Annotated in this window: 3 protein-coding genes; 1 reads left to right on the top strand and 2 read right to left on the bottom strand. The window is 49.4% G+C overall.

The features are described from left to right. Positions 1 to 513: 513 nt before the first annotated feature. Positions 514 to 1746 (bottom strand): acetate kinase, encoded by a 1233-nt coding sequence (locus Q0372_RS02370; protein WP_298102077.1) that lies wholly within the window; start codon positions 1744 to 1746, stop codon positions 514 to 516. Then, positions 1746 to 3344: a phosphate acetyltransferase gene (pta, locus tag Q0372_RS02375; RefSeq protein WP_298102080.1), complete on the bottom strand. Its 1599-nt coding sequence runs from the start codon at positions 3342 to 3344 to the stop codon at positions 1746 to 1748. The genes Q0372_RS02370 and pta overlap by 1 nt, the downstream gene beginning before the upstream one ends. Positions 3345 to 3456: 112 nt before the next feature. Here pta and Q0372_RS02380 point away from each other — a divergent pair, with 112 nt between their 5' ends. Continuing rightward, complete coding sequence (locus Q0372_RS02380; protein ID WP_298102084.1) at positions 3457 to 4212, top strand: helix-hairpin-helix domain-containing protein; 756 nt, start codon at positions 3457 to 3459, stop codon at positions 4210 to 4212. Positions 4213 to 4427: the final 215 nt, after the last annotated feature.

The following is a 4427-nucleotide window of genomic DNA, read 5'->3' on the forward strand; positions in this document are numbered from 1 at the left end:
AAAACAAAATGGAAAATGGTTAATTGATGACTCAAAATAAATTGGACAAAGAAACAAATGATATAGTGAAATAACAATTCATTGAAATAAAAATAGGGATTACTGTAATTTAAGGAAATCCCTATTTTTTATAAATAAAATTTATTAAATTTAACCGAGCAATGCTTTTTTAAAAACAAAGCTTTGCCACCTCTAACGTGCAGTGGGGTAGGTGGGGTTTGGGCGGCTAGCCGAAGCAAAGTAAAAGGGTGCTTCACAAGTATAGCCCCTTCCGCTCCGCCTCTTCCGAGCAAGAATTTAAGCCTTATCGGAAGCGACAAATAAAATTTAAACCCGCGCGTAGCGTAGCAATTTCTCGTATCGTCTTAGCCAGAAAGCCACTAAAATAAAGAAAGCCCTTTCATTTCACGCAAGCTCACAGCCAAGACCCAAAATTTAATTGCCTAACAAAAAAGCAAGTTGGCGTTGCTGCTCGCGAAATAACCGCGGAATCCTGCTAAATAAAATTTAAATTTAAAATTCCGAGTATTTCTGATAGTCGATCTGCGCGGAGTTTTTGTTGATCGTATCGACCGTGGCTTCGGCGATCGCCAGCTCCTCGTTGGTAGGGATTACGAGCGTTTTGATTTTACTATCCGCCGCGCTTAAATTTCTAATCGAGCCGGTATTTTTTGCGTTTTTTGTTGCATCGATTTCGATGCCGATATGTGCGAGCTTCTCGCAGACATTTTGCCTAAAATGCGGCGCATTTTCGCCGATACCTCCGGTAAAGATCAAAGCGTCCACTCGCCCGAGCACGGCATAATACGCTCCGATCATCTTAACGACGCTGTACACGAGCATCTCAAACGCAAGTTTCGCGCGCGGCTCGCCGCCTTCCATCTTTTCATATACCTTTCGCAGATCGCTTGCGCCGCAGATGCCCAAAAGTCCGCTTTTTTTGTTCATTATGACGTCCATATCCTGCGCATTGTAGCCCGCGACGCGCTCGATGTATGGGATGATCGCAGGATCGATCGAGCCGCATCTGGTGCCCATGATGATGCCTTCAAGCGGCGTTAGCCCCATTGAGGTGTCGATACATTTGCCGTTTTCTATGGCGCTCACGCTCGAGCCGTTGCCAAGATGTAGCGTAATGGCGTTGAAGTTTTCGTATTTTTTACGTAAAAATTTCGCTCCCATCGTCGAGACGAACCAATGCGACGTGCCGTGCGCGCCGTAGCGACGAACTTTGTATTTTTCGTAGAATTCATACGGCAGCGCGTACATATACGCATACGGTGGGATGCTTTGATGAAAGATCGTATCGAAAACCGCGACGTTTGGAATTTTAGGAGCGATCTTTAGGCAGGATTTGATGCCTGCTAAATTTGCGGGATTGTGTAGCGGCGCAAGCGGCGCAAGCTCGGCGATTTTAGCCATTACGTCCTCATCTATGAGTGCAGGAGCGTCGAAATAATCCGCACCTTGGACTATTCTATGCCCGATGCCGCCTACTTGAGTTAGATCGTTGATTACTCCGCTTTGTTTTAAAAGATCAATCGCAATCGCAATCGCGGTTTCGTGATTTGGAATTTGCTCGTTTTCAACCTTTATGCCTCGTCCATTGGCGCAATTGATACTTCCGCTTGCGTGCGTCGAGCCGATCTCCTCGATGAGCCCACTCGCGATGCAGGCGTGATTTAGCATATCGTGGAATTTAAATTTAACCGAGCTCGAGCCGGAATTTATGACTAGGATATCCATTAATTCTCTCCCGCTTGAATTGCGCTGATAAGTATCGTGTTTACGATGTCGGCGACCTTGCAGCCGCGGCTTAGATCGTTTATCGGCTTTTTTAAGCCCTGCAGAATCGGCCCGATCGCCACGGCGCCTGCGGTGCGCTGAACGGCCTTATAACAGATATTTCCGCAGTTAAGATCAGGGAAGATAAATACGTTCGCATGCCCTGCGACCGCGGAGCCGGGCATCTTTTTCGATGCGACCGCTGCATCGACCGCCGCGTCGAATTGTAGCGGCCCGTCGATTGTGAGATCAGGCGCCTTTTCGCGCGCTTTTTGCGTCGCCGTTTTGATAAATTCTACGCTCTCTCCGCTGCCGCTATCGCCGCTGGAGTAGCTTAGCATCGCTACGCGCGGCTCAAGCCCGAACGCCTTTGCGGTCGCGGCGCTTGAGATCGCGATACCCGCCAGATACTCCGCGCTCGGGCTCGGCGCCACTGCGCAATCGGCAAAAAGCAGAGCCTGCGTATCCAGGCACATTATAAACGCGCCGCTAACGCTCGAGATGCCGGGCTTTGTCTTGATGATCTGAAGCGCGGGGCGGATCGTCTCCGCAGTAGTCGTGCCGGCACCGCTTACCATCGCATCGGCCAGCCCTTCATACACGAGCATCGTGCCGAAGTAGGTGCGATCGCGCACTAAATCGCGTGCCTGAGCTTCGCTCATGCCCTTTGCCTTGCGAAGCTCATAAAGATCGCGCGCAAATTTTTCTAAGCTCGCATCCGTCTGCGGATCTAAAATTTTAACGCCCGCTAGATCGAGCCCTAGCTTGCTTGCGCTTTTTTGCACTTCGTCTTGCCGCCCCAGAAGGATCAAATTTGCCGCGCCGCTTTGTTTTATAATCGCAGCTGCGCGCAGAATTCTCTCGTCGTCGCTTTCTGGAAGCACGACGGTTTTAACGTTCGCGCGAGCCTTGGCGTAGAGCTTGCTTTCAAATTTCAATGGGGTTAGAATTTCACAGCGCGTGGAGTTTGCGGCGTCAGTGAAGTAGCTTTTGTCGGTAATGACTTTATCAAGCTCTATCGCGCTGCTTTGGCAAGCGAAATTTTCGTCGTGAAATTTTGCGCCCTTTTCGCAGGCAGAATTTTTGTCGCAAAGTTCCGATTTTTTAGAATTTGCGCCATCTTGTGCAGATCTTAGCGCGGAAAATGAAATTTTATCCTCATATACGCTGGCAAAGCTTACCGCTTTTGCTGCGGTGATCAAGCGCGTGCCGATGCGCGCGGCAATTTCGTTAGGATAAAATCCGCAAACGGGGATATTTAGATCCTTGGCGATTTGTAAATTTAGCTCGCGTATATCTCCTCCCGCCGCGCCGCGAACCAGCACAAAATTACACTGCTCTAAAATCTGTGCGAAGCGCTCTATCGCCGCCTTTCGCACGCGCTCATCCTGCCCGTTTGCGAGCGCTTTTTCAAGCTCGCTCCTGCTAAAAAGGGCATTGTCGCCAGCGATGCAAAGTTGCAAAACGTTGTGAAAGCTCATGGATAAAATTTTATCTAGTTTTTTTAGCTCGGATTGGTAGGCGGCAGGTTCGTCGCATAGGAGCAAAATTCCGTTCATCGGTTGATCCTTTGAAATAAGATAGGCAATTGTAGCAAAATTTTGCTTGCGTGTTAATCAAAGATTTATCGTGAGGGTTTAGAATTCAGTAACTTCCAACAAAGGAGCGCACATGAAAAATTTAGTGATTTTGGCTCTTTTAGTGAGCCTCGCCGCGGCGAAAATCAACATAAACGAAGCTAGTCGCTACGAGCTGATGACGATCGGTGGGCTTGATGCGGGTAGGGCGGATATGCTTATGCAATACCGCCAAAAGCGCGAAATTTCAAGTGCAGATGAGCTAAAGGGCATCAACGGCTTTGCAAGTTACGATACCGCCAAACTGCAGAAGAGCTTTGAAATATCGCCTAGAGCTAACGTGCAGCAGCCGGTGCAGCCTGAGCGCGACATAGTCGTGGTCGAAAAGACCCGCACCCGCACGGTTTACGGAGGCTCCACTTATAGACGCGTGGAAAATTACGGAAACGGCATCACTATTACCGAAACCGGTACTTTTCCGCCTCCACCTCCACGAGGATATGATAGACGCGGCGGCATGCCGCCTCCTCCGCCACCCCCACCTCCTGGTGGTATGATGCCGCCACCTCCTCCGCCTCCTGGCGGCATGCCACCACCTCCGCACGGAGGTATAAAACCGCCACCTCCACCGCCACCTCCTCGCGATGATTATTCTCGCAGGAGAAGTTCTGGCAGTATGAGCGATAGCGAGATTGGCGGAAGCTCGCGCCGTAACATGCCGGTGCCTATGCATATGGGAACAATCCGCTCGAAAAGATCCAGTAGCGTCACAAGCTTCGGCGACTGCGATCCGCAAAGCGGCAACTGCGCTAGCGTGGGCGTAGGCGTGCAGGTAGATAGAGGGTTTTAAAATTTAATTTTACGCAGGCGGAATTTTAGAATTTTACAGTCGAGATTCCGCCCGTTTTAAATTTACGGCTAAATTTTAAAATTTCGTAGAATTTCAAAATTCATGAGCGGGCGGCTTTGCGCTTTATTTGTCTTCTACTCGCGCCGAGCCGAATAATCGCATTGCGCGGGGTTTGCATTAAATTTTAACTGAACTAGCCAAAAAGCTTTTTCATC

The organism is uncultured Campylobacter sp. (assembly GCF_937997405.1).
In the GTDB taxonomy this organism is placed as follows: domain Bacteria; phylum Campylobacterota; class Campylobacteria; order Campylobacterales; family Campylobacteraceae; genus Campylobacter_B.

Bases quoted from the DNA above. Each gene is read 5' to 3' on its own strand.
- Q0372_RS02370 (WP_298102077.1), bottom strand. From the start codon at position 1,746: ATGGATATCCTAGTCATAAATTCCGGCTCGAGCTCGGTTAAATTTAAA.
- pta (WP_298102080.1), bottom strand. From the start codon at position 3,344: ATGAACGGAATTTTGCTCCTATGCGACGAACCTGCCGCCTACCAATCC.
- Q0372_RS02380 (WP_298102084.1), top strand. From the start codon at position 3,457: ATGAAAAATTTAGTGATTTTGGCTCTTTTAGTGAGCCTCGCCGCGGCG.